General features: G+C 64.2%; 19 protein-coding genes. 8 read left to right on the forward strand and 11 right to left on the reverse strand.

Going from position 1 to position 24,244, the window contains the following annotated elements; genetic code table 11:
- The first annotated feature begins 2 nt into the window (after nucleotides 1–2).
- The 3 genes from kdpC to ACOKS3_RS09185 all read left to right on the forward strand — a co-directional run bounded on the left by kdpC (nucleotide 3) and on the right by ACOKS3_RS09185 (nucleotide 4,018).
- Nucleotides 3–548, forward strand: a complete 546-nt coding sequence (gene kdpC, locus ACOKS3_RS09175) for a potassium-transporting ATPase subunit KdpC (protein WP_103446631.1) — start codon at nucleotides 3–5, stop codon at nucleotides 546–548.
- A 123-nt stretch (nucleotides 549–671) separates the two neighbouring features.
- Entirely contained in the window at nucleotides 672–3,326 is a 2,655-nt protein-coding gene (locus tag ACOKS3_RS09180; RefSeq protein WP_422763267.1) for a DUF4118 domain-containing protein, read from the forward strand.
- Complete coding sequence (locus tag ACOKS3_RS09185; protein WP_103446633.1) at nucleotides 3,323–4,018, forward strand: response regulator; 696 nt, start codon at nucleotides 3,323–3,325, stop codon at nucleotides 4,016–4,018. The genes ACOKS3_RS09180 and ACOKS3_RS09185 overlap by 4 nt, the downstream gene beginning before the upstream one ends.
- Before the next feature lie 134 nt (nucleotides 4,019–4,152).
- Here the strand turns inward: ACOKS3_RS09185 and ACOKS3_RS09190 are convergent, their stop codons facing one another.
- From ACOKS3_RS09190 to gloB, 10 genes are all read right to left on the reverse strand, one after another.
- Nucleotides 4,153–5,058, reverse strand: coding sequence for a LysR family transcriptional regulator (locus ACOKS3_RS09190; protein ID WP_103446634.1), 906 nt, complete (start codon nucleotides 5,056–5,058; stop codon nucleotides 4,153–4,155).
- 63 nt (nucleotides 5,059–5,121) lie between these two features.
- The gene (locus ACOKS3_RS09195) at nucleotides 5,122–8,052 is read right to left on the reverse strand and encodes an aminotransferase (protein ID WP_422763268.1); all 2,931 of its coding nucleotides are present in this window, start codon (nucleotides 8,050–8,052) and stop codon (nucleotides 5,122–5,124) included.
- Nucleotides 8,053–8,316: 264 nt separating this feature from the next.
- Complete coding sequence (locus ACOKS3_RS09200) at nucleotides 8,317–9,915, reverse strand: ABC transporter ATP-binding protein (RefSeq protein ID WP_422763269.1); 1,599 nt, start codon at nucleotides 9,913–9,915, stop codon at nucleotides 8,317–8,319.
- Between the two features lies 1 nt (nucleotide 9,916).
- Complete coding sequence (locus tag ACOKS3_RS09205) at nucleotides 9,917–10,936, reverse strand: ABC transporter permease (protein WP_422763270.1); 1,020 nt, start codon at nucleotides 10,934–10,936, stop codon at nucleotides 9,917–9,919.
- A 1-nt stretch (nucleotide 10,937) separates the two neighbouring features.
- Entirely contained in the window at nucleotides 10,938–12,011 is a 1,074-nt protein-coding gene (locus ACOKS3_RS09210; protein WP_103446638.1) for a microcin C ABC transporter permease YejB, read from the reverse strand.
- 1 nt (nucleotide 12,012) lies between these two features.
- Entirely contained in the window at nucleotides 12,013–13,839 is a 1,827-nt protein-coding gene (locus ACOKS3_RS09215) for an extracellular solute-binding protein (protein ID WP_422763271.1), read from the reverse strand.
- Nucleotides 13,836–15,665, reverse strand: a complete 1,830-nt coding sequence (locus tag ACOKS3_RS09220) for an extracellular solute-binding protein (RefSeq protein WP_422763272.1) — start codon at nucleotides 15,663–15,665, stop codon at nucleotides 13,836–13,838. The genes ACOKS3_RS09215 and ACOKS3_RS09220 overlap by 4 nt, the downstream gene beginning before the upstream one ends.
- Nucleotides 15,666–15,769: 104 nt before the next feature.
- The gene (locus tag ACOKS3_RS09225; protein WP_422763273.1) at nucleotides 15,770–16,300 is read right to left on the reverse strand and encodes a hypothetical protein; all 531 of its coding nucleotides are present in this window, start codon (nucleotides 16,298–16,300) and stop codon (nucleotides 15,770–15,772) included.
- Between the two features lie 139 nt (nucleotides 16,301–16,439).
- The gene (locus tag ACOKS3_RS09230; protein WP_103446641.1) at nucleotides 16,440–17,864 is read right to left on the reverse strand and encodes a lytic transglycosylase domain-containing protein; all 1,425 of its coding nucleotides are present in this window, start codon (nucleotides 17,862–17,864) and stop codon (nucleotides 16,440–16,442) included.
- Between the two features lie 100 nt (nucleotides 17,865–17,964).
- Complete coding sequence (gene gloB, locus ACOKS3_RS09235) at nucleotides 17,965–18,744, reverse strand: hydroxyacylglutathione hydrolase (protein WP_422763274.1); 780 nt, start codon at nucleotides 18,742–18,744, stop codon at nucleotides 17,965–17,967.
- Nucleotides 18,745–18,829: 85 nt separating this feature from the next.
- Here gloB and ACOKS3_RS09240 point away from each other — a divergent pair, with 85 nt between their 5' ends.
- From ACOKS3_RS09240 to ACOKS3_RS09255, 4 genes are all read left to right on the forward strand, one after another.
- Nucleotides 18,830–19,603: a class I SAM-dependent methyltransferase gene (locus ACOKS3_RS09240; RefSeq protein ID WP_103446643.1), complete on the forward strand. Its 774-nt coding sequence runs from the start codon at nucleotides 18,830–18,832 to the stop codon at nucleotides 19,601–19,603.
- Between the two features lie 13 nt (nucleotides 19,604–19,616).
- Nucleotides 19,617–20,063, forward strand: coding sequence for a ribonuclease HI (gene rnhA, locus ACOKS3_RS09245; protein WP_103446644.1), 447 nt, complete (start codon nucleotides 19,617–19,619; stop codon nucleotides 20,061–20,063).
- Between the two features lie 51 nt (nucleotides 20,064–20,114).
- Nucleotides 20,115–20,873: a DNA polymerase III subunit epsilon gene (gene dnaQ / locus ACOKS3_RS09250; RefSeq protein WP_103446645.1), complete on the forward strand. Its 759-nt coding sequence runs from the start codon at nucleotides 20,115–20,117 to the stop codon at nucleotides 20,871–20,873.
- A gap of 177 nt (nucleotides 20,874–21,050) precedes the next feature.
- Nucleotides 21,051–23,300, forward strand: a complete 2,250-nt coding sequence (locus ACOKS3_RS09255) for an Orn/Lys/Arg family decarboxylase (protein WP_422763275.1) — start codon at nucleotides 21,051–21,053, stop codon at nucleotides 23,298–23,300.
- Here the strand turns inward: ACOKS3_RS09255 and ACOKS3_RS09260 are convergent.
- Nucleotides 23,284–23,502 (reverse strand): hypothetical protein, encoded by a 219-nt coding sequence (locus ACOKS3_RS09260; RefSeq protein WP_103446647.1) that lies wholly within the window; start codon nucleotides 23,500–23,502, stop codon nucleotides 23,284–23,286. The genes ACOKS3_RS09255 and ACOKS3_RS09260 overlap by 17 nt on opposite strands.
- Nucleotides 23,503–23,660: 158 nt before the next feature.
- Here ACOKS3_RS09260 and ACOKS3_RS09265 point away from each other — a divergent pair, with 158 nt between their 5' ends.
- Complete coding sequence (locus ACOKS3_RS09265) at nucleotides 23,661–24,221, forward strand: NADPH-dependent FMN reductase (protein WP_422763276.1); 561 nt, start codon at nucleotides 23,661–23,663, stop codon at nucleotides 24,219–24,221.
- Nucleotides 24,222–24,244 lie beyond the last annotated feature (23 nt).

A 24,244-nucleotide genomic window follows, 5' to 3' on the forward strand; every position in this document is an offset into this window, starting at 1 on the left:
CCATGAACAGTTACGTACGCCCGGCGATGAGCCTGATCCTGCTGATGACGGTCGTCACTGGCGCGCTGTACCCGCTGGCGGTGACCGGGGTTGCCCAGCTGGCATTCCCCGAGCAGGCCAATGGCAGCCTGGTGCGCGATGAGCGCGGGCAGGTGCGGGGTTCGGCCTTGATCGCCCAGGATTTCCAGGGCGATGGCTGGTTCCATTCACGGCCTTCGGCGGGTGCTTTTGCCACCGTGGCCAGCAGCGCCAGCAACCTGGCACCGAGCAATCCGGCTCTGGCCGAACGGGTCAAGGGCGATGCTGCAGCGCTATACCAGGCACAGTTGGGGCCGGTGCCGCAGGCCTTGCTGACCACCTCCGGCAGCGGCCTCGACCCGCACTTGCCACCGCAAGCGGTGGCCTACCAGATTCCTCGGGTAGCGGCGGCGCGGCAGATACCGGTGGAGCGCTTGCAAGCCTTGCTGGAAGAGGCCACCCTCCACCCATTGATCGGGCCACCGGTGGTCAATGTGCTGGCCTTGAACCAGGCGCTTGATCGCCTCTAATGGGCTAGGTTGCGGGCCTCATCGCGAGCTTTGCTCGCTCCTACGGGGGAATGCGTTCGCCCGTAGGAGCGAGCAAAGCTCGCGATGAGGTCCGAGACGTAAGTGCAGAACAAAGGATGAAACATGAGTGACTCCACCCGCGCAGACGCGCTGTTGGCCACCCTCCCACGCAGCGGTCGCGGTCGGCTCAAGGTCTTCCTCGGTGCCGCCCCAGGCGTGGGCAAGACCTTTGCCATGCTCCAGGCCGCCCACGCCCAGCAACGCCAAGGCGTGCAAGTGCTGGCCGGGGTAGTCGAAACCCATGGCCGCAGCGAAACCGAAGCGCTGCTTGGCGGCCTGCTCCAGCAGCCCTTGCTGCGCAGCGAATACCGCGGTGTCACCCTCGAGGAAATGGACCTCGACGGCCTGCTCAAGGCCGCGCCGACCTTGGTCCTGGTCGACGAACTGGCCCACACCAACGCCCCCGGCAGCCGTCACGCCAAGCGCTGGCAGGACGTGCAAGAGCTGCTCGCCGCCGGCATCGACGTGTACACCACGGTCAACGTCCAGCACCTGGAAAGCCTCAACGACAAGGTCCGCGGCATTACCGGCGTGCATGTGCGCGAAACGCTGCCGGACTGGGTGCTGCAGGAAGCCTTCGAGCTGGTGTTGATCGACCTGCCGCCGCGCGAACTGCTCGAACGCCTGCGCGAAGGCAAGGTGTATGTGCCGGAGCAGGCACGGGCCGCCATCGATGCGTACTTCTCGCAAACCAACCTTACTGCCCTGCGCGAGCTGGCCATGCAGACCGCCGCCGCCCAGGTCGATGCCGACCTGGCCCACGGTTACCGTTTGCGTGGCGAAGCGGCGCCTGCCTTGCGTGGGCGCCTGTTGGTGGGCGTCGATGGCGATGAGCAGGCCGAGCGCCTGGTGCGCCACGCCAGCCGTGTAGCCCAGCGCCGTCATCTGCCGTGGAGCCTGGTGCACGTCGACAACGGCCGCTTGCGTGACGAAGCTGCCCGCCAGCGCCTGCAGGCGGCCCAGCAACTGGCCGAGCGCCTGGGGGGCGAGGTGGTGTTGCTGCGTGCCGGCGAGGTGGCGCGGACCTTGATCCAGCACGCCGCCGAGCGTCGCGCCAGCCTGGTGCTGGTCGGGCAATCCCGTGACCGGCTGCGCCGTCGCCTGTTCGGCGCCGGCGTCGCCACCCGGCTGCTGCGCGAAAGCCATGGCCTGGAGATCAATGTGCTCGACCGCGACAGCCAGGCACGGCCGGCGCGTGCGGCGGTCAGCCGGGTGTGGGTCTGGCGTCATTACTTGCTGGCGCTGGTGGCCACGGTGCTGGCCGCCGGCCTGGCCTGGGGCGTGTCGAGCGTGTTGGCGCTGCCCAACATCTCGCTGGTGTTCCTCGCCGCCGTGCTGCTGGTGGCCGTGCGCAGCAGCCTGGGCCCGGCGCTGGCCTGTGCGGCGCTGTCGTTCCTGACCTACGACTTCCTGTTCATTCCGCCGAACTTCTCGTTCAGCATCCAGCGCGAGGAAGACGTGCTGACGCTGGTGTTCTTCCTGCTCATGGCGGCCCTCACCGGCAACCTCGCGGCCCGCCAGCGCAGCCAGTTGCAGGCCCTGCGCGAAACCCAGGCGCAGACCAACCAGCTGCTCGACCTGTCGCGTCGCCTGACCGTGGCCACTGACCGCCAGGCTGTGTTCAACGCCGCCGGTCGCCACCTCAATGGCTGGAAAGACGTGCAGGTGTGCCTGCTGGAGCGCAACAGCGAAGGGCTGCTGCACCTGGCGAGCGGTGAAACCCAGGTCTTGAGCGATAACGAACGTGCCGCCGCCGAGTGGGCCTGGCAGCATGGCCAGGCTGCAGGCCACGGCAGTGATACCTTGCCCAACGGGCGCTGGTGGTGGTGGCCGCTGGCAGTTGACGATCAGCCCCTGGCCCTGCTCGGGGTGCGCCCACGCTCTGGCGAGCCGTTGACTGCCCAGCGTCGGCGCTTGCTGATGGCCCTTGGCCAACCCCTGGCACAGGCCCTGGCTCGTGCCAGGCTGGCCGAACAGCTCGAAGCCGCCCGCCTGCACGGCGAAACCGAGCAGCTGCGCAGTGCCTTGCTCGCCTCCGTGTCCCACGACCTGCGCACCCCACTGACAGCCATGCGCGGCAGTATCGACAGCCTGCTGGCGCTTGGCGAGGCGATCCCCGTTGAAGATCGCCGCGAGCTGCTCGAAGGCACGCGCAACGAAGCCGAACGCCTGGACCGCTACATCCAGAACCTGCTCGACATGACCCGCCTCGGCCACGGCGGCCTCAAGCTTGCCCGCGACTGGGTGGCCCCGGCTGATATTGTCGGCAGTGCCCTCAACCGGCTGCGCGCGGTGCTGGCGCCGTTGCACGTACACACCGAGGTGCCCGGCGAGCTGCCGTTGCTGTTCGTGCACGCCGCGCTGATCGAGCAGGCGCTGATCAATGTGCTGGAAAACGCCGCACGCTTCTCGCCCGCGCAAGGTCGCCTGGACCTGCAGGTTTCGGTGCACGACGAGCAGCTGCACTTCGCCGTCAGCGACCAGGGCCCCGGTATCCCGGTGGCCGAACGCGAGAAGATCTTCGACATGTTCTACACCGCTGCCCGTGGCGACCGTGGTGGGCAGGGCACCGGCCTGGGCCTGGCGATCTGCCAGGGCATGATCGGTGCCCACGGCGGGCAGATCCTGGTAGGCGAAGGCATCGATGGCCACGGCACCTGCATCACTCTATGCTTGCCGCTGCCCCAGCAACCCGAAGCCGAAAGCGAAACACCATGAGCCAGTCCGCCACCCTGTTGGTCATCGACGACGAACCACAGATCCGCAAGTTCCTGCGCATCAGCCTCAGCTCCCAGGGCTACAAGGTGATCGAAGCCGCCACCGGCAGCGAAGGCTTGGCCCAGGCCGCGCTGGCCAAGCCCGACCTGGTGGTGCTCGACCTCGGCCTGCCCGACATGGACGGCCAGCAGGTGCTGCGCGAGTTGCGCGAGTGGAGCGCGGTGCCGGTGCTGGTGTTGTCGGTGCGGGCCAGCGAGGTGCAGAAGGTCGATGCGCTGGATGGCGGCGCCAATGACTATGTGACCAAGCCTTTCGGCATCCAGGAGTTTCTGGCCCGCGTGCGTGCGCTGCTACGCCAGGTGCCGCAGTCGGGCGGCAGCGAAGTGACGGCGAGCTTCGGGCCGCTGGTGGTGGATTTCGCCTTCCGCAAAGTGACCCTGGAGGGTGTGGAGATCGCGCTGACGCGCAAGGAGTACGCACTGCTGGCGCAGCTGGCGGGGCATCCAGGGCGGGTGATTACCCAGCAGCAATTGCTCAAGGACATCTGGGGACCGACCCATGTCGACGACACCCACTACCTGAGGATCGTGGTGGGGCATTTGCGGCAGAAGCTTGGCGATGACCCGACGGCGCCACGCTTCATCATTACCGAGGCCGGGGTGGGCTACCGCCTGGTGGCCCCGCTTTCATGAATGAAGCAGCACCCTGTAGGAGCGGGCTTGCCCCGCGAACACCGGCGGAGCCGGTGCCATCCCGTGATATGCATGGCACCGGCTCCGCCGGTGTTCGCGGGGCAAGCCCGCTCCTACAGGAGATATGCGTGATATCAAGCCCTGGGGGGTTCTTTCTCGAACAGCTGGCGCATGACTTCCAGATAGCGCCTGGCACCCAGCCCCAACGGCCGCGGCTTCAGCCAGATGATGTCCACCCACAGCCGCAACCGGCTGGCCATGTTGTCAAACCGCACCTCGGCCAGTGCCCCCGAAGCGATCAACGGCTCCACCAGCGGCTGCGGCAAGTAGGCCCAGCCCAGGCCGGACTGCACCAGGTCGAGCGTCGCCAGATAGCTGTCGGTCAACCATATCCGCCGCGACAGCACCATGCGCGGGTCCGAGCCGGTGGCCTTGCCCGAAGCCACGATGATCTGCCGCTGTTCGGCAAACGCTTCTTCAGGCAGCGGCGTGCCACTGTTGCTGCCTGCAGGATGACGCGGTGAAGCGACAGCCACCAGCAACTGGCTGCCCGCTTCGAGAAAGGACTCGCGCTCATCGATCCCCGGGCGTTCGAACACCAGCGCCAGTTGCACGCTGCCCTCATGCAGCAAGCGCACCGCCTCGGTCTGGGTCGCCGAGCGCACTTCGATCTCCAGGCTGGGGAACTCCTTCGCCAGGGTTTCCAGCGGCTGGCTCCAGCGGCCGGTCTGCAGCTCCGGGGCCATGGCGATGGTCAGGCGTTTTTCCAGCCCCTGATGCAGTTGCAGGGCCTGGGCGTCGAGCAGGTTGAGCTGGCAGATCACCTGCCTGGCTTGCGGCTCCAGCGCCAGGGCGGCGCTGGTGGGCAAGGCTTTACGTGTAGCGCGGTCGAACAGAGCCAGGTCCAGCTCTGCCTCCAGTTGTGCGATGGCCATGCTCACGGCCGACGGCACCCGCCCCAGCTTGCGCGCGGCGGCAGAGAATGAGCCCGCTTCCAGCACTGCGAGGAAAATTGCCAGGGAGTCGCTGCTGAAGGCCATGTCCGCAAACCTGAGAAGGAGGCCGGAAAGTATGAACACTCGCCGGCCCGCTTGACAGCCCCCTTACAGGCCTTCGCCAAGCACCCGGTCAATGCTGTCGACGAAGTAGTCGACGCTCGCCCGGGTGGTGCACATCGGCGGCTTGATCTTGAGGATGTTCAGGTAGTCGCCGGTCGGCTGCATGAAGATCCCCAGTTCGCGCAGGCGGTCGCACAGCAGCATGGTTTCCTCGGTCGCCGGCTCCAGGGTTTCACGGTTGCGCACCAGCTCCAGCCCCAGGTAGAAGCCCGAACCATGCGCCGCGCCAGCCAGCGGGTGCTTGTCGACCAGCGCCTGCAGGCGCGCCTTGAAATAGCGCCCGGTGTCGCGGGCGTTGTCCCACAGGCCTTCCTCCTGCATCACGTCCAGTACCGCCATGCCGATGCGGCAGCTCACCGGGCTGCCGCCGGCCGAGGAAAAGAAGTAACCCTCGGCCTCCAGTGCCTCGGCGATCTCGCGGCGGGTGATCACCACACCCAGCGGCTGGCCGTTGCCCATACCCTTGGCCATGGTGATGATGTCGGGCACCACGCCCTGTTCCTCGAAGCCCCAGAAGTACTCGCCCAGGCGGCCATAACCGACCTGCACTTCGTCGGCGATGCACACGCCACCGCGGGCGCGGACCTTGGCATAGGCTTGGCGCAGGTAACCGGCCGGCAGCGAAATGCCCCCGGCATTGCCGTACACCGGTTCGCAGATGATGCCGGCCAGCTGGCGGCCACGGGCATCGAGGTCGGCCAGCTTGGCGTCGACATCGCGCAGGTAGTCGGTCGCCGTGTCGGCACCGCGGAAGCGGCCGCGGAAGGTGTTCGGTGCCTCCACCGGGTGCACCCAGTCGGGGCGGGTTTCCAGGGCCTGGGGGTTGTCGGCGATGGAGGTGGAAATGGCATCGGTGGCCACCGACCAGCCGTGGTAGGCCTCCAGCACGCTGAGCAGGTCGCGGCCGCCGCTGTAGGCCCAGGCCAGGCGGATCGCCAGGTCGTTGGCCTCGGTGCCGCTGTTGACCATGAACACCCGGTCGAAGCCCTCGGGTGCGAGGTCGAGCAGGCGCTCGGAGAACTCGGTGATGGCGGCGTAATGGAAGCGCGAGTTGGTGTTGAGCAGCGACCACTGGCGTGCCGACTCGGCGACCATGCGTGGGTGGCCATGGCCGAGCACGGCGACGTTGTTGAGCATGTCCAGGTACGAGCGACCTTGCAGGTCGATCAGGTAATTGCGCCAGCCGCGTTCGATCTGCGGCGGCTGCGTGTAGTAGTGCTTCTGCGAGCGGGCGAAGCTGGCATCGCGACGGGCCAGCAGGGCCTGTGGGTCGGGCAATGGTTCGGCGTCGCAATCGAAGCCCAGCAGCGCGCTAGGCGACGGGCACAGGGCCAGCCAGGCGTCAGCTTGCGACGGAGTAGCGAAGAACGGCGGCTGGATGTGGGTGTCAAGGCACAGCTGGACACTGAGAAAGCCGCAACTGCTGCCCAGCGATTGCCCTTTCGTCACGGTCTGGCCATCCGCCGGGGCCTCTTCCAGGCCTTGTAACCACAAGGCCCATTGTGGCGTGCGCAGGCAGCCGCGACCGTCGCCGTGACGTTGCCAGATGCCTGCTTCCGGCGCCTGAACCGGGCTGCCATTGGACACATGCAGTTCCACGCCCAGCGCGCAGGTGGCAGGCTCTTCGGGGCGATCGACACGGGTTTGTGACAGGCGATACTGGCCGTGCAGGCTGCAGGCCGGTGCAGGTTGCGAGCTCAGCAGCTGCTGGTCGAAGCCCGCCTGTTCCCAGTTGCCGGCTTCGCAGTGCGCGCTGAGCACGCCCAGGTCGATTCGCCTGACCGCTTGCCCGGCCAACTCGGGGAGCAGCGGCGCACAGCCCGTCAGGTCGGCGGCATCGGCCTGCAGACCGGCCGCCTGGAGAATGGCCGCCTCCATCAAGGCGAATGGCACGGCGGTGGCGGTATCGAAGATTTCCCACTCATGGGCGACGTTGTCGCGGGTGTACTGGTTGTCCGGGTCCACGGCCAGTTGCTGCGCGCTGCTCAGCACCAGCACCGCTGCACGGTTGAGTACCAACGGCCACAAGGCACGCAGTTCAGCCTCGGTCAGTGGGTTGAGGGCCTGGTAGGCGCTGACCGCCGGCAGGATACGCAGCGGGTCGCCTTCGGCATGGTGCAGCAAGGCTGCGCAGGTCACTGACAGGTCGGCGATGCGCCAGGTGCGCGACAGGTCGCCGAAGTCGATCACGCCCTGCAGTTGCCACTGGCGCTGCTCGTCGCGGGCCCACACGGTGTTGTCGTCGGTGATATCCAGGTGCACGGCCTGGGTCGGCAGCCGCTGCGCCAAGGGTGCCAGGCGCTTGCTGGCCAGGCGCGTGGCCTGCTCGATACGGGTGCGTTGGCTGGCATCCTGCAGCACTGGCAGCAGGTGTTCGATCAGCGCCTGGGCATGTTGCGGGTCCCATTGCAGGGTGCGCTCCAGGCCAGGGTGGTCGAAACCGACCAAGGCCTGGTCGAGCCGTGCGCACAGCCTGCCCAGTTCAGCCATCAGGCGTGGCGGCATGTGCTTGAGGCGGGTCAGTGGCTGGCCGTCGATGTAGTCGAGCAGGCGCACCCGCAGGGGTTGCCCGTCGATGTCCATTGCCAGCAAGGTTTCGCCATCCTGCGCAGCTTGCACGGCGGGTACTGGCAAGCCCCGCTCGCGCAGGTAGGTCAGGGCGGCATGCTGCGCCTGCAGTTCGACCTCGGCATAGCTGCCATGGCAGGCCTTGAGCACGAAGCGCCCTTGCGCTGTGTCCACGCGGAAGTTCAGGTCCTGCTGGCTGCCCAGAGCTGTCAGGTCGCCATCCAGGCCGTAGTGCGCTTGCAGCAGTGTATGCGCCTGGGCTTCGCTGAGAGTGGGGCTGGGCAGGCCAGAACGCTGGATCAGCGTGTCGAGGGCAGGGGAGGCGGGTTTTTGTTGTGGGCTGGGCATGGGCTCTACCGTTGCTGCTGGGGTTGACGGTGGAGAATCTATTCCCGATCTGGCTGATGATGAAAGACGATCGTGATCAGAATTTCTGATGACTGAAACCGTCTGAGTTCCGGTGTTCGCTTGCCGGTGAGTGGGCCTGCCAAGGGATTGCAGTAGGGCTGACAGGTGCATGCCTTGGTTTTTGCAGAGTAGCTGAGATCGAGCGCCGTCCGCGCGGCGCTCGATCTAATAGAGCTTCATGCATTCTGCAGGCAGGCCCCCGTATCACTCCCCCAAAAATGCCGCTTCCAACAATTGTTTCGTATAAACGTGTTGCGGCGCATGGAAGATCTCCCGCGCATCGCCTTGCTCCACCACATGCCCATGCTTGATCACCATCAACTGGTGGCTTAGCGCCTTCACCACCGCCAGGTCATGGCTGATGAACAGGTATGTCAGGTTGTACTTGGCCTGCAGATTGCGCAGCAATTCCACCACCTGACGCTGCACCGTGCGGTCCAGCGCTGAGGTCGGCTCATCCAGCAGGATCAGCGCCGGCTTCAACACCAACGCGCGGGCAATGGCGATCCGCTGGCGCTGACCACCGGAAAACTCATGGGGGTAGCGATGGCGAGTGCGCGGGTCCAGCCCCACTTCCTCCAGCGCCGCAACGATTGCGGCTTCCTGTTCCTCCGGCGTGCCGATCTTGTGAATCCGCAGCCCTTCGCCGACGATATCCGCCACACACATGCGCGGGCTCAGGCTGCCAAAGGGGTCCTGGAACACCACCTGCATTTCCCGCCGCAGCGGCCGCACTGCCTTCTGGTTCATCCCTTCGAGCTGTTGGCCATGAAAGCGGATACCGCCTTGGCTGGAGATCAACCGCAGAATCGCCAGCCCCAGAGTCGACTTGCCTGACCCGGATTCGCCAACAATCCCCAGCGTCTGCCCCTGGGGCAGGCTGAAGTTGATCCCGTCCACCGCCTTCACGTGGTCAACCGTCTTGCGCAGCAGCCCCTTCTTGATCGGGAACCAGACTTTCAGGTCATTCACCTCCAGCAGCGGCGCCCCTACCGGGTTATGCGCCGGCAACCCGCTGGGCTCGGCATTGATCAGCATCTGCGTGTAGTGATGCTGCGGGGCACTGAACAGCGTGGCGCACTCGGCCTGTTCGACGATCTGCCCGTGTTGCATCACGCACACGCGGTGGGCGATGCGCCGTACCAGGTTGAGGTCGTGGCTGATCAGCAGCAAGGCCATCCCTAACTTTGCCTGCAGCTTTTTCAACAGGTCGAGGATCTTCAACTGCACAGTCACATCCAGCGCCGTGGTCGGCTCGTCGGCAATCAGCAGCTCCGGCTCGTTGGCCAGGGCCATGGCGATCATTACCCGCTGACGCTGGCCGCCGGACAGTTCGTGAGGCAGGGCCTTCAGGCGCTTGCGCGGTTCAGGGATGCCGACCATTTCCAACAGCTCAAGCGTGCGCGCTGTGGCTTCCTTGCCGGTCAGGCCCTTGTGCAGCAGGAGGATTTCGTTGATCTGCTTCTCGATGCAGTGCAGTGGGTTCAGCGAGGTCATCGGTTCCTGGAAGATCATCGCGATGCGATTGCCGCGAATACGTTGCAGGGTCTTCTCGTTCTGCTGCAGCAGGTCCTTGCCTTCATAGCGGATGCTGCCCCTGGGGTGGCGGGCCAGGGGGTAGGGCAGCAGGCGCAGGATCGAGTGCGCGGTGACGGATTTGCCCGAGCCGCTTTCGCCGACCAGGGCCAGGGTCTCGCCCTTGCGGATGTCGAAGCTGATGCCGTCGACCACCCGGTTGACCTGCTCGCCGGTGACAAACTCCACCGCCAGGTCGCGCACTTCGATCAGGTTCTGTTCGCTCATTTCACTTCCTCGGGTCGAAGGCATCGCGGGCGGATTCGCCGATGAACACCAGCAGGCTCAGCATGATCGCCAGCACGGCGAAGGCGCTGATGCCCAGCCACGGGGCTTGCAGGTTGGACTTGCCTTGCGCCACCAACTCGCCCAGCGACGGTGCGCCGGGGGGCAGGCCGAAGCCGAGGAAGTCCAGCGCGGTAAGGGTGCCGATGGCACCGGTGAGGATGAACGGCATGAAGGTCATGGTCGAGATCATGGCATTGGGCAGGATGTGCCGGTACATGATCGCGCCGTTGCGCATGCCCAGGGCTCGGGCCGCGCGCACGTATTCAAGGTTGCGCCCGCGCAGGAACTCCGCGCGTACCACGTCCACCAGGCTCATCCACGAGAACAGCAGCATGATACCCAGCAGCCACCAGAAGTTGGGCTGCACGAAGCTGGCGAGGATGATCAGCAGGTACAGCACCGGCAGGCCGGACCAGATTTCCAGGAAGCGCTGCCCGGCCAGGTCCACCCAGCCGCCGTAGAAACCCTGCAGGGCGCCAGCAATGACGCCGACGATGGAACTGAGCACGGTCAGGGTGAGTGCGAACAGCACCGACACGCGGAAGCCGTAGATCACTCGCGCCAGCACGTCGCGGCCCTGGTCGTCGGTACCCAGCCAGTTGTCCGCCGAGGGCGGCGCCGGAGCCGGTACGCGCAGGTCGTAATTGATGCTCTGGTAGCTGAACGGGATCGGCGCCCAGACCACGAAGCTGTCTTTTTTCTCCAGCAGGTCGCGGATGTACGGGCTCTTGTAGTTGGCTTCCAGCGGGAATTCACCGCCGAAGGTGGTTTCCGGGTAGCGCTTGAATGCCGGGAAGTACCACGAGCCTTCGTAGCGCACGGCAATCGGTTTGTCGTTGGCGATCAGCTCGGCGCCCAGGCTCAGGCCGAACAGGATCAGGAACAGCCACAGTGACCACCAGCCTCGGCGGTTGGCCTTGAAACGCTCGAAGCGCCGGCGGTTGAGGGGGGACAGGGCCATGTCAGTGCTCCCGGCTGGCAAAGTCGATGCGTGGATCGACCAGGGTGTAGGTCAGGTCGCCGATCAGCTTCACCACCAGCCCGAGCAGGGTGAAGATGAACAGGGTGCCGAAGACCACCGGGTAGTCGCGGTTGATGGCCGCTTCGAAACTCATCAGGCCCAGGCCATCGAGGCTGAAGATCACCTCGATCAGCAGGGAGCCGGTGAAGAAGATGCCGATGAACGCCGACGGGAAGCCGGCGATCACCAGCAGCATGGCATTGCGGAACACATGCCCATACAGCACGCGCGGCCGGCTCAGGCCCTTGGCCTTGGCGGTAACCACGTACTGCTTGTTGATCTCGTCGAGGAAGCTGTTCTTGGTCAGCAGGGTCATGGTGGCGAAGTTGCCGATCACCAGGGCGGTGATCGGCAGCACCAGGTGCCAGAAGTAATCGAGCACCTTGCCCGTGGTGGACAGCTCCTCGAAGTTGTTCGAGGTCAGGCCGCGCAGCGGGAACCAGTCGAAGTAACTGCCACCGGCGAACAGCACGATCAGCAGGATGGCGAACAGGAACGCCGGGATGGCGTAGCCGACGATGATCGCCGAGCTGGTCCAGACGTCGAAGTGGCTGCCGTGGCGCACGGCCTTGGCGATGCCCAGCGGGATCGACACCAGGTACATGATCAGCGTGCTCCACAGCCCCAGCGAGATCGACACCGGCATCTTCTCGGCGATCAGGTCGATGACCTTGGCGTCACGGAAGAAGCTGTTGCCGAAGTCCAGGGTGGCGTAGTTCTTGACCATGATCCACAGGCGTTCGGGCGCTGACTTGTCGAAGCCGTACATATGCTCGATCTCGGCGATCAGCGCCGGGTCCAGGCCCTGGGCGCCGCGGTAGTTGGAACCGGCCACCGAAACTTCGGCGCCGCCGCCAGCGATGCGGCTGGTGGCGCCCTCGAAGCCTTCGAGCTTGGCGATCATCTGCTCCACCGGGCCGCCGGGGGCGGCCTGGACGATGATGAAGTTGATGATCAGGATGCCGAACAGGGTCGGGATGATCAGCAGCAGGCGGCGCAGGATATAGGCCAGCATGTCAGTTGGCCTCGTCCGCAGGGGCTTCGGTGACCGCTGGTGTCACGTCCGGTTTGACCCACCAGGTGTCGATGCCGACGTCATACTTGGGCGATACCTTGGGGTGGCCGATGTGGTTCCAGTAGGCCACCCGATTGGTCTTGATATGCCAGTTGGGCACCACGTAGTAACCCCATTGCAGCACGCGGTCGAGGGCGCGGCAGTGGTCGATCAGGCTCTGGCGCGAGTCGGCATTGATCAGTTCCTCCACCAGTTGATCGATGGCCGGGTCGCGCAGGCCGATGAAGTTGCGGCTGCCGGGGTTGTCGGCGGCAGAGCTGGACCAGAACTCGCGCTGTTCGTTGCCGGGCGAATTGGATTGCGCAAAGCCGCCAACGATCATGTCGAAGTCACGCGAGCGCAGGCGGTTGATGTATTGCGAGACGTCCACGCGGCGGATCTCGAAGCCTATCCCTAAGTCGGCGAGGTTGCGCTTGAACGGCAGCAGCACGCGTTCGAACTGGGTCTGTGCCAGCAGGAACTCGATGCTGACCGGTTTGCCATCCTTGTCGACCATCTTGTCGTCGACGATCTTCCAGCCGGCTTCCTGAAGGAGCTTGTAGGCCTGGCGCTGTTGCTCGCGGATCATCCCGCTGCCGTCGCTGGTCGGGTTGGCGAAGGCCTCGGTGAACACCTGCTCGGGGACCTTGCCGCGCAGCGGTTCGAGGATTTTCAGCTCGGCCGGCGAGGGCAGGCCACTGGCGGCCATTTCGGAGTTCTCGAAGTAACTGTCGGTGCGAATGTAGGCGCCGTTGAACAGCTGCTTGTTGGTCCATTCGAAGTCGAACAACAGGCTGAGTGCCTTGCGTACACGCACGTCCTGGAACACCGGCTTGCGCAGGTTGAAGACGAAGCCTTGCATGCCCACCGGGTTGCCGTTGGGTATTTCTTCCTTTATCAGGCGGCCATCGCGTACGGCGGGAACGTCGTACGCGGTCGCCCAGTTCTTCGCGCTCATCTCCAGTTCGTAGTCGAAGGCCCCGGCCTTGAGTGCCTCCAGCGCCACGTTGGTGTCACGGTAGACATCGAAGGTCATGGCGTCGAAGTTGTAGAACCCGCGGTTGATCGGCAGGTCCTTGGCCCAGTAATCCTTGACCCGCTCGTAGCGGATCGAGCGCCCGGCCTTGACCTCGGCGACCTTGTACGGGCCGCTGCCAAGCGGCGGTTCGAGGTTGCCACGGGTGAATTCGCGGGCTTCGTACCAATGCTTGGGCAGCACCGGCAGCTGGCCGAGAATCAGCGGCAGCTCGCGGTTATTGTTGTGCTTGAACTTGAACAGCACCTTGAGTGGGTCTTCTGCGACCACTTCAGCCACATCCCCGTAGTACTGGCGGTACAGCGGGGCGCCGTCCTTGATCAGGGTGTTGAAGGTGAATACCACGTCTTCGGCACGCATCGGGTGGCCATCGTGGAAGCGTGCCTCGGGGCGCAGGTAGAAGCGCACCCAGCTGTTGTCCGGGGCCTTCTCGATCTTGCCGGCGACCAGGCCGTATTCGGTGAACGGCTCATCCTGGCTCTGACGCATCAGGGTGTCGTAGATGATGCTGACGTTGTCGGCCGAGATGCCTTTGTTGATGAACGGGTTGAGGCTGTCGAAGCCACCGAAGCTGGACTGACGGAAGGTGCCGCCCTTGGGCGCGTCGGGGTTGACGTAGTCGAAGTGCTTGAAGTCGGCCGGGTATTTCGGCGGCTCGTCGTACAAAGTCAGCGCGTGTTGCGGCGCAGCCAGCGCGGGCAGGCTCAGGCAGGCGAACAGCAGGCTGCAGGCCAGGCGTAGCGTCGGCTTCATTGGGCTTTCTCCGAAGGCTTTATCCACCAGGTATTCAGCCCGAGGGTGTAGGGCGGCGTGGTGATGAAGGCGAACCGGTTGCGGTAGGCCAGGCGGTGATTGTCGAGGTACCAGTTGGGGATCATGTAGTACTGCCATGAGAGCACGCGGTCCAGGGCGCGGGCGGCGGCGACCTGATCGTCGCGGGTGCGTGCGGCCAGCAAATTGTTGAGCAGGTGGTCGACCACCGGGTCCTTGACCCCTGCATAGTTCTTGCTGCCTTTGGTCGAGGCCTGGCTGGAATGAAAGTACAGCCACTGTTCGAGGCCCGGGCTCAAGGTCTGGTTCAAGGTCATCAGGATCATGTCGAAGTCGAACTGGTCCAGGCGTTGTTTGTACTGGGCACGGTCCACCGTGCGCAAGCGCGCATCGATACCGATGCTGGCCACGTTTTCGACATAAGGTTGCAGGATGCGTTCGAGGCTTGGGTTCACCAGCAGCAGCTCCATGCTGAACGGTTGGCCCTTGGCGTTGACCAGGCGCTGGCCGTCGAGCTTCCAGCCAGCCTGATTGAGCAGGCCCAGCGCTTGGCGCAGGGTCTGGCGGCCAATGCCGCGCCCGTCGGTGTGGCTGACCTGGTAGGGCTGGGTGAACAGCTTGTCGGGCAGCTGGTCACGGAACGGTGCCAGCAGCAGCCATTCCTTACCGGTGGGCACGCCGCTGGCGGCGAGCTCGCTGTTGGGGTAGTAGCTGGTGGCACGGCGGTACGCGCTGCTGAACAGCGCCCGGTTGGTCCACTCGAAATCGAGCATCAGGCCCAGCGCCTGGCGCACCCTGGGGTCGCTGAAGGTGGCCCGGCGGCTGTTCATGAACAGGCCCTGGGTCTGGGTGGGGATGCGGTGCGGGATCTGCGCCTTGATCACCTCGCCACGGCGCACGGCCGGGAAGTTGTAGCCATTGGCCCAGTTTTTCGCCTGGTGCTCGATATAGATGTCGAACTCACCGGCCTTGAACGCTTCGAAGGCCACGGTGGCATCGCGGTAGAACTCGTACTCGACGCGGTTGAAATTGTACTTGCCGCGGTTCACCGCCAGGTCCTTGCCCCAGTAGTTCTTCACCCGCTCGAACACCAGGCGTCGGCCAGGTTCCACCTGGGTGATGCGATACGGCCCGCTGCCCAGCGGTGGTTCGAAGGTGGTGGCCTCGAAGTCACGCTTTTGCCAGTAGTGCTTGGGCAATACCGGCATTTCGCCCAGGCGCAGGATCAGCAGTGGGTTGCCGGCGCGCTTGAAGACGAAACGGACGCGCAGCGGGCCGAGGATGTCGACGCGCTGCACCTCCTGCAGGTTGGTGCGGTAGATCGGGTGCCCTTGCTTGAGCAGGGTACGGTACGAGAATGCCACGTCGGCGGCGGTGATCGGCGCGCCGTCATGCCAGCGGGCTTCCGGGCGCAGGTTGAACACCACCCAGCTGCGGTCTTCGCTGTACTCCACCGAACGGGCGATCAGGCCATAGCTGGAGGTGGGCTCGTCACCGGACGGGTCGTACTGGCCGGTGCCGACCATCAGCGTTTCGTTCAGCTCGCTGATGCCATACTGCAGGAAGTTCGGCGTGGTGACCGGGCTGGTGCCCTTGAAGGTGTAGGGGTTGAGCGTGTCGAAGGTGCCGAATGCCATGGCCCGCAAGGTACCGCCCTTGGGCGCTTGCGGGTTGACCCAGTCGAAGTGGGTGAATGTGGCTGGGTACTTGAGCGTGCCGAACTGCGCGTATCCGTGGCTTTCGCTCACCATCGCGACGGCGGGGAAGCTCAAGGCCAGGCTGAATGACAGCAGGAGGGGACGTATCAAGTCGGCATCCGATCCAGAGGCGTTGGGCTTTGGTCGGGGTACAGTAACAGCTTGGCGGGGTTGGAAAAAGAGCGCTGCTGAGGCGCTCTGTTTCGAGGTGGGTCTCAGCCGCTGTAGCGTGCGACGCCGATTACATTTCCATTATCAGCGGCGGTGAATTTGACCCTGTATTCGGCGCCGTTCTGATCGAATAGTTTCCAATATGTGTCGCGTGAGGCGCGTGTTGGGGCTTTACGATTACGTCGGCTGATACGCAGTACATTCATTTGCCCAGGAGTATCGTTGAACGTCACGGACTGCCCGAACCATTCATGGGTTACTGCCGGCCCGACCGGTAAAGCGTAGTGCAGGTAGCTGTGATTCTCGGGTTCGATATCGTCCAGAACGACACCGCCGGAGTATCGGTTGTGGTAGAAAAACGAATCAGTGACTGGCCCCGTGTAGAGGCCACCATTGGATTCCAGGTGTTCGGTCGACTGTTCGATCCGAAATGCGGGATCATTAAACTTCAGTGTGTACAGATCAAGATCGATCGAAGGGTTGACTCCCACTCTTCCCTGGCTGGCATAGTCTATGCGGTCAAACGTGAAAGCTTGAAAGATGTTTTTGTCGAACAGTTCACGCGGCGTGCTCATCAGGTGATCCTCGCTTGTGATGTGAGGTTGCATGATCACCGCGCGTCACCAAGTCGTGAGGTACATAGATATGACAGCGGGCCCGATTTCAGTCTTGGCGACAGATGAGCCTGCGTCTTGGAAGAGGCAACAGGGTGACTTAGCGAGATAGATAAACCGTCAGGGTTTGGCCCGGTTTCAGCGCATGACCGCTGCGTGGGTTCCAGCGTTTGAGGTGCTTCATCTCGACATTGAAACGTTTGGCAACCAGGTACAGCGAATCACCCTTGCGTACCTTGTACTGGGTGGAGCGCTGCCCCGAGGCAGCCACGCGGTTGCCTGCGGCGCTCGGCGCGTTGCCGCCGCGCAGGGCCAGGACCTGACCGGCTTTCAGGCGGTTGCCCGGCAGTTTGTTCCAGCGCTGGATGTCCTTGACCGCAACGCGGTTGGCCTTGGCGATGCTGCTCAGGCTGTCGCCTCGCTTGACCCGGTAGCTGCGCGCGGCAGGCGCCGTGGCTTCGGCCACGGCGGCAGCGAACACGGCCTTGTTCGGCTGCAGGCTGACCAGCTGCTCGGGCTTGAGGTTGGACAGGCTGTCGCTGAGCAGTTGGGCCTTGGCGGTCGGCACCAGCAGCTGCTTGGGGCCATCCACGGTCATGCGTTTCTTGAAGGCCGGGTTGAGCTGGATCAGTTCGTCTTCGTCGATGTTGGCGAAGGCGGCGACCCGCGACAGGTCGAGGCGATCATTGATGGCCACCGCTTCGAAGTAGGGTTCGTTGGCGATGGGGGTAAGGTTCACACCATAGGCTTCAGGCGTGGAGACCACCTGCGACAGTGCCAGCAGCTTGGGTACGTAGTCACGGGTTTCCTGTGGCAGTGGCAGGTTCCAGTAATCGGTGGGCAGGCCGAGCTTTTCGTTGCGCTCGATGGCACGGCTGACGGTGCCTTCCCCTGCATTGTAGGCCGCCAGGGCCAGCAGCCAGTCGCCGTTGAACATGTCGTGCAGGCGGGTCAGGTAGTCCAGTGCGGCGTTGGTCGACGCAGTGATGTCACGACGGCCATCGTAGAAGTTGGTCTGGCGCAGGTTGAAATGGCGACCGGTGGCCGGCATGAACTGCCACATGCCCGCCGCGCTGGCGCGCGAGTAGGCCATTGGGTTGTAGGCGCTCTCGATTGCCGGCAGTAGCGCGAGCTCCAGCGGCATGTCGCGTTCTTCGAGGCGCTCGACAATGTAGTGCAGGTAGAGGCTGCCGCGCTCGCCGGCGCTCTCGAGGAACGTCGGGTTGCTGGCGAACCACAGGCGCTGCTGCTCGATGCGCGGGTTGACGTCGATGTTGTCCTGCAGGGCAAAGCCCTGGCGCATGCGCTCCCACACATCCTGCGGCGGTTCGGCCGGTTTGACCGCCAGCGGCGAGGGCTTGTGCTTGATCCGTGCCTGGTAGGTGTGCGCGCGAACGCTGTCGGCTTCGTCGAGCTGACGGGTGCTCTGGCAGCCCACCAGGGTGGCGGCCAGCGCCAGCGCACTGATTTGGGCCAGGCGCGTCAGGGCGACTGAATGAGCGTTTCTGCGGCTACGGGAAGACATCGGCTGAGACAGGTTTCCGGGCGAAAAATTTCGGCGATTCTAGAAACCGCACCCTCCTGGGTCAACCGTTGTGAACCCTCTGCGATATATCTTGAGGTTATCAGAAGGTGTCCTTCCAAGACCTCAAAGCAGCAAAAACAGTGACCTGCGAGTCGTTTGAATGTCCCTTCCATTCGTCTGCTTTTTGTTTAACTAATGTTTCAGCGGTACGCAGGAAGGGGTTGGTCAGGCGCTCGAGACCGATCGTTGATGGCAAGGTGATGCGATTTTCGGCGCGCAACCGGGTAACGTCTTCGAACCGCTGCAGAACGTGCGGGTTGGTGGGCTCCACGGCCTTGGCAAAGCGCAGGTTGCTCAAGGTGTATTCGTGGGTGCAATAGACTTCGGTCTGCTCCGGCAGCGCCGCCAGCCGGGCGAGGGCGGGCTGCATCTGTTCCGGCGTGCCTTCGAACATGCGACCGCAGCCGGCGGCGAACAAGGTGTCGCCACAGAACAGCAGCGGTGTTGTCGGCTGGTCGCTGAAGTAGGCGATATGTCCCAGGGTGTGTCCCGGTACGGCCAGTACCTGGAAGACCACGCCCAGCACGTTGACCTGGTCGCCCTCGTCCAGCGCCAGGTCGCGGCCCGGAATCTGTTCTTGGGCCGGGCCGCAGACGCTGGCACCGGTCTGCTGCTTGAGGCGTTCGACACCGCCGACATGGTCATGGTGGTGGTGGGTCACCATGATGGTGTCCAGCACCCAGCCGGGGTGGGCGGCCAGCCAGGCCTCCACCGGGCCGGCTTCACCGGGGTCGACCACCGCGCAACGGCGTTTGGCAGTATCCTGTAACAACCAGATGTAGTTGTCGGAGAAAGCGGGTAGAGCGTCGATCTGTATCATGGTGCGGATCCGTATCGCCTGGCGTGGCACATGAGGGCATCTTAGCCGCGATGGCGCGGTGCGAGAACCTTCGAGGGAGAGCGCAATGACCGACCAAGCCTTTGCTCAGGCCGACCCGGAGTGGGTCGAGCTGATCAGACTGGCCCGTGAGTGGTTCAACGGCCCACTCGGCCAACTGATGTTGAAGGAAGAGGAAAAACTGCTGGAAGAGGAGCTCGGGCGCTTCTTCGGTGGCTACCTCGTGCACTATGGCCCCTGTGCCGAGGCGCCGCCCAGCGCGCCTCAGGTGCAGCGCAACGTGCGCCTTGGCGCACCGCTGCCGGGGGTGGAGATCGTCTGCGAGGAACAGGCCTGGCCCTTGAGCGAGCACGCCGCCGACGTGGTGGTGCTGCAGCATGGCCTGGACTTCAGCCTGTCGCCCCATGGCCTGCTGCGCGAGGCAGCCAGCGCGGTGCGCCCTGGCGGGCACCTGCTGATCGTCGGCATCAACCCCTGGAGCGGCTGGGGCGTGCGCCATTTCTTCAGCCATGGTGCCCTGCGCAAGGCGCGCTGCATCTCGCCGTCACGGGTCGGTGACTGGCTCAATCTGCTGGGCTTCGCGCTGGAGAAACGCCGCTTCGGGTGCTATCGTCCGCCGCTCACTTCGCCGGCCTGGCAGCAACGCCTGGCAGGCTGGGAACGGATGGCGGGGGGCTGGCAGTGTGCTGGCGGCGGGGTCTACCTGCTGGTGGCGCGCAAGATGGTGGTCGGCCTGCGGCCGTTGCGCCAGGTGCGCCGCGAGCCGATGGGCAAGCTGCTGCCGCTGCCGCTGGCCAAGGTCAACCGTACCACCGCCAACCCGGATACCGAAAAGCACTGAACATGAGTGGTACATGAGCGATAGCGTCGAGATGTATACCGATGGCGCCTGCAAGGGCAACCCCGGCCCAGGCGGCTGGGGCGTCCTGCTGGTCTTCAAGGGCGTCGAGAAGGAACTGTGGGGCGGCGAGCGCGAAACCACCAACAACCGCATGGAACTGATGGCCGCGATTCAAGGGCTGATGGCGCTCAAGCGTGAATGCGACGTGGTGCTGACCACCGACTCGCAGTACGTGATGAAGGGCATCAACGAGTGGATGACCAACTGGAAGAAGCGTGGCTGGAAGACTGCGGCCAAGGAGCCAGTGAAGAACGCTGACCTGTGGCAACTGCTCGACGAGCAGGTCAATCGCCACAAGGTCACCTGGAAGTGGGTGCGGGGGCACATCGGCCACCCCGGCAACGAACGCGCCGACCAGCTGGCCAACCGCGGCGTCGAGGAAGTGCGCGCCAAGCGTTGAGCTGCGGTACAATCGCCGCCTTTGTAACTGATGCAAGTTGGAGCGCCCCGCGTGGAGCAGCAGCAAGATAAACGCCTGGTCATTCTCGATACCGAAACCACCGGTATGCCGGTCAGCGAAGGCCACCGGATCATCGAGATCGGCTGTGTCGAGGTCATGGGCCGGCGCCTGACCGGGCGGCACTTCCACGTCTACCTGCAGCCCGACCGCGAAAGTGACGAGGGCGCCATCAACGTGCACGGCATTACTGATGCGTTCCTGGTCGGCAAGCCGCGCTTCGCCGATGTGGCCGAAGAGTTCTTCGAATTCATTCAGGGCGCCACCCTGGTCATCCACAACGCGGCGTTCGACGTCGGCTTCATCAACAACGAATTCGCCTTGCTGGGGCAGGACGACCGCGCCGACATCGCCAACCACTGCACCATCCTCGATACCCTGCTGCTGGCCCGTGCCCGCCACCCGGGGCAGCGCAACAGCCTCGATGCGCTGTGCAAACGCTACGACATCGACAACTCTGGCCGTGAACTGCACGGCGCGTTGCTCGACTCCGAGTTGCTGGCGGACGTCTACCTGGCGATGACCGGTGGCCAGACCAGCCTGTCGCTGGCTGGGCACGGGGCCGACGCTGATGGTGACGGGCAGGGCGCTGGTGGTAGCGAAATCCGCCGCATCGTCGGGCGTGCGCCTGGGCGAGTGATCATGGCGTCTGCCGAAGAGCTGGAGGCGCATGCCGAGCGGCTGGCGGCGGTGGCCAAGTCGGCGGGTGGGCCGTCAATGTGGCAAGCCCTGACCGAGACGCCTGCTGGCTGATCGATGAGCCTGTTACGGCCCTTTCGCGGGGCAAGCCCGCTCCTAGAGAAATGTCATCTCTCTCAGGTTCAATGATAATTCTGTAGGAGCGGGCTTGCCCCGCGAAGAGGCCGGTACAGGCAGCACAAGGCCAACTACCCTTAACAGGACAACAAGTCCTGCGAGGGTAGTAGCCGGATGTACAAGGACCTCAAGTTCCCCATCCTCATCGTCCACCGTGCGATCAAGGCCGACAGCGTTGCCGGCGAGCGCATCCGCGGCATTGCCGAGGAGTTGAGCCAGGACGGCTTCGCCATCATCAAGGCTGCCGATCACACCGAGGCGCGCCTGGTCGCCACCACCCACCACGGCCTGGCCTGCATGCTGATCGCCGCCGAAGGCGTCGGTGACAACATTCACTTGTTGCAGAATATGGCCGAGCTGATCCGCCTGGCCCGCCTGCGTGCACCGGACCTGCCGATCTTCGCCCTGGGCGAACAGGTCACCCTGGAAAACGCCCCTGCCGAGGCCATGAGCGAGCTCAACCAGCTGCGTGGCATCCTCTACCTGTTCGAAGACACCGTGCCATTCCTCGCCCGCCAGGTGGCGCGTGCCGCGCACAACTACCTCGACGGGTTGCTGCCGCCGTTCTTCAAGGCCCTGGTGCAGCACACCGCCCAGTCCAACTACTCATGGCACACACCCGGACACGGCGGCGGCGTGGCCTACCGCAAGAGCCCGGTGGGCCAGGCATTCCACCAGTTCTTTGGCGAAAACACCCTGCGTTCGGACTTGTCGGTCTCAGTGCCGGAGCTGGGCTCGCTGCTCGATCACACCGGCCCCCTGGCCCAGGCCGAGGCCCGTGCAGCGCGCAACTTCGGCGCTGATCACACCTTTTTCGTGATCAATGGCACCTCCACTGCCAACAAGATCGTCTGGCATGCCATGGTGGGTCGCGATGACCTGGTACTGGTTGACCGCAACTGCCACAAGTCGGTGGTCCACGCCATCATCATGACCGGCGCGATCCCCATCTACCTGTGCCCGGAGCGCAACGAGCTAGGCATCATCGGGCCGATTCCGCTCAGCGAGTTCAGCCCTGAGTCGATCCAAACCAAGATCCGGGCCAACCCGTTGGCCGTAGGGCGGGAGCCGCGTATCAAGCTGGCGGTGGTGACCAATTCAACCTACGACGGGCTGTGTTACAACGCCGGGCTGATCAAGCAGGCGCTGGGTGCCAGCGTCGAGGTGCTGCACTTCGACGAGGCCTGGTTCGCCTATGCGGCGTTCCACGAATTCTTCGAGGGCCGCTACGCCATGGGCACCGCGTGCAGCGAGAGCAGCCCGCTGGTGTTCAGTACCCATTCCACTCACAAGCTGCTGGCCGCCTTCAGCCAGGCTTCGATGATCCACGTGCAGGACGGCGCCCAGCGTCAGCTGGATCGCGACCGCTTCAACGAAGCGTTCATGATGCATATTTCCACCTCGCCGCAATACAGCATCCTCGCCTCGCTGGATGTCGCTTCGGCCATGATGGAGGGCCCGGCCGGACGCTCGCTGCTGCAAGAGATGTTCGACGAAGCCCTGAGTTTCCGTCGCGCCCTGGCCAACCTGCGTGAGCACATCGCCGCCGAGGACTGGTGGTTCAGCATCTGGCAGCCGCCAGCGGCGGAGGGCATCCATCGCCTGGCGGCGCAGGACTGGTTGCTACAGCCTCGGGCCGAGTGGCATGGCTTTGGCGAAGTGGCGGACGACTACGTCCTGCTCGACCCGCTGAAGGTGACCTTGGTGATGCCTGGGCTCAGTGCCGATGGCGTACTGGGTGAGCACGGCATACCGGCGGCGGTGGTCAGCAAGTTTCTCTGGGAGCGCGGGCTGGTGGTGGAGAAGACCGGGCTATACAGCTTCCTGGTGCTGTTCTCGATGGGCATCACCAAGGGTAAGTGGAGTACGCTGCTCACCGAGCTGCTGGAGTTCAAGCGCCATTACGATGGCAACACGGCGCTCAGTGCCTGCCTGCCGAGCGTCGTCGCAGTCGATGCCGGGCGTTACCAAGGCCTGGGCCTGCGCGACCTGTGCGATCAGTTGCATGACTGTTACCGTGCCAATGCCACGGCCAAGCAGCTCAAGCGCTTGTTCACACGACTACCGGAAGTGGCCGTGAGCCCAGCGCGGGCCTATGACCAGATGGTGCGCGCAGAAGTGGAAGCTGTGCCGATCGAAGCATTGCTGGGGAGGATTGCTGCGGTGATGCTGGTGCCGTACCCGCCGGGTATTCCGCTGATTATGCCGGGCGAGCGGTTCACCGAAGCGACCCGCTCTATCCTCGATTACCTGGCGTTCGCGCGGGCCTTCAACCTTGGCTTCCCGGGCTTCGTCGCCGATGTGCATGGCCTGCAGAATGAAAGCGGCCAATATACAGTCGACTGCATCAAGGAATGCGAATGATCTCGACGCCGGACTGCGCCAGTTCGAAGCGGTTTTCGCCCAGGTGGTTGACGCGGTCGCCGATGGCCAGGCGGTAGGTGGTGATCGGGGCACCCAGTGCGCTGCCGTCCGCCTGCAGGGTGGACTCCTGGAATTCGTGGACGGGGTAGATACGGCCTTCGGCGTCACGGGCGTGGAATTGGCCGACCATTACTGCTGCCATTTGGGGAGAAACCTCTGAATTACGTAGGAAATGTCTGCAGACATAGACCGTAAAAGATACCTGGAAGTTTTCGTGTGGTGGAAAAAAATCCAGACCGCCGAGGAACGGTCATCTATAACTACTGACGTCCCTTTTCCCAGCAAAGGATGGATCACGCCATGAGCCAGGTGTATTCGGTAGCGGTTGTCGTCGGCAGCTTGCGCAAGGACTCCTACAATCGCAAGGTGGCCCGCGCACTTTCGGAGCTGGCGCCGTCCAGCCTTGCCCTGAAGATCGTCGAGATCGGCGACCTGCCGCTGTACAACGAGGATGTCGAGGCCGAGGGCGTGCCAGAGGCGTGGAGGCGCTTTCGTGATGAGATCCGCCGCAGCGACGCGGTGCTGTTCGTCACCCCGGAGTACAACCGTTCGGTACCGGGCGGCCTGAAGAACGCCATCGACGTGGGTTCGCGGCCCTACGGGCAGAGTGCCTGGAGTGGCAAGCCGGCGGCGGTGGCGAGCGTGTCCCCGGGCGCCATTGGCGGCTTTGGTGCCAATCATGCGTTGCGCCAGTCGCTGGTGTTCCTCGACATGCCCTGCATGCAGATGCCCGAAGCGTATATCGGTGGGGCGGCCAGTCTGTTCGATGAAGGTGGCAAGCTCAGTGACAAGACCCGGCCGTTCCTGCAGGGGTTCATCGACAAGTTTGCTTCCTGGGTGAAATTGAACAGGGTGGTCTGAGCCATCGTTGTTTCTTGAGCTGA

The organism is Pseudomonas sp. HS6-2 (assembly GCF_049325675.2).
Taxonomy (GTDB): domain Bacteria; phylum Pseudomonadota; class Gammaproteobacteria; order Pseudomonadales; family Pseudomonadaceae; genus Aquipseudomonas; species Aquipseudomonas putida_N.

Bases quoted from the DNA above. Each gene is read 5' to 3' on its own strand.
- ACOKS3_RS09240 (WP_103446643.1), top strand. From the start codon at position 18,830: ATGACCGACCAAGCCTTTGCTCAGGCCGACCCGGAGTGGGTCGAGCTG.
- rnhA (WP_103446644.1), top strand. From the start codon at position 19,617: ATGAGCGATAGCGTCGAGATGTATACCGATGGCGCCTGCAAGGGCAAC.
- ACOKS3_RS09195 (WP_422763268.1), bottom strand. From the start codon at position 8,052: ATGCCCAGCCCACAACAAAAACCCGCCTCCCCTGCCCTCGACACGCTG.
- kdpC (WP_103446631.1), top strand. From the start codon at position 3: ATGAACAGTTACGTACGCCCGGCGATGAGCCTGATCCTGCTGATGACG.
- ACOKS3_RS09190 (WP_103446634.1), bottom strand. From the start codon at position 5,058: ATGGCCTTCAGCAGCGACTCCCTGGCAATTTTCCTCGCAGTGCTGGAA.
- ACOKS3_RS09255 (WP_422763275.1), top strand. From the start codon at position 21,051: ATGTACAAGGACCTCAAGTTCCCCATCCTCATCGTCCACCGTGCGATC.
- ACOKS3_RS09205 (WP_422763270.1), bottom strand. From the start codon at position 10,936: ATGGCCCTGTCCCCCCTCAACCGCCGGCGCTTCGAGCGTTTCAAGGCC.
- ACOKS3_RS09265 (WP_422763276.1), top strand. From the start codon at position 23,661: ATGAGCCAGGTGTATTCGGTAGCGGTTGTCGTCGGCAGCTTGCGCAAG.
- ACOKS3_RS09225 (WP_422763273.1), bottom strand. From the start codon at position 16,300: ATGAGCACGCCGCGTGAACTGTTCGACAAAAACATCTTTCAAGCTTTC.
- ACOKS3_RS09260 (WP_103446647.1), bottom strand. From the start codon at position 23,502: ATGGCAGCAGTAATGGTCGGCCAATTCCACGCCCGTGACGCCGAAGGC.
- gloB (WP_422763274.1), bottom strand. From the start codon at position 18,744: ATGATACAGATCGACGCTCTACCCGCTTTCTCCGACAACTACATCTGG.
- ACOKS3_RS09215 (WP_422763271.1), bottom strand. From the start codon at position 13,839: ATGAAGCCGACGCTACGCCTGGCCTGCAGCCTGCTGTTCGCCTGCCTG.
- ACOKS3_RS09230 (WP_103446641.1), bottom strand. From the start codon at position 17,864: ATGTCTTCCCGTAGCCGCAGAAACGCTCATTCAGTCGCCCTGACGCGC.
- ACOKS3_RS09200 (WP_422763269.1), bottom strand. From the start codon at position 9,915: ATGAGCGAACAGAACCTGATCGAAGTGCGCGACCTGGCGGTGGAGTTT.
- ACOKS3_RS09210 (WP_103446638.1), bottom strand. From the start codon at position 12,011: ATGCTGGCCTATATCCTGCGCCGCCTGCTGCTGATCATCCCGACCCTG.
- ACOKS3_RS09180 (WP_422763267.1), top strand. From the start codon at position 672: ATGAGTGACTCCACCCGCGCAGACGCGCTGTTGGCCACCCTCCCACGC.
- ACOKS3_RS09185 (WP_103446633.1), top strand. From the start codon at position 3,323: ATGAGCCAGTCCGCCACCCTGTTGGTCATCGACGACGAACCACAGATC.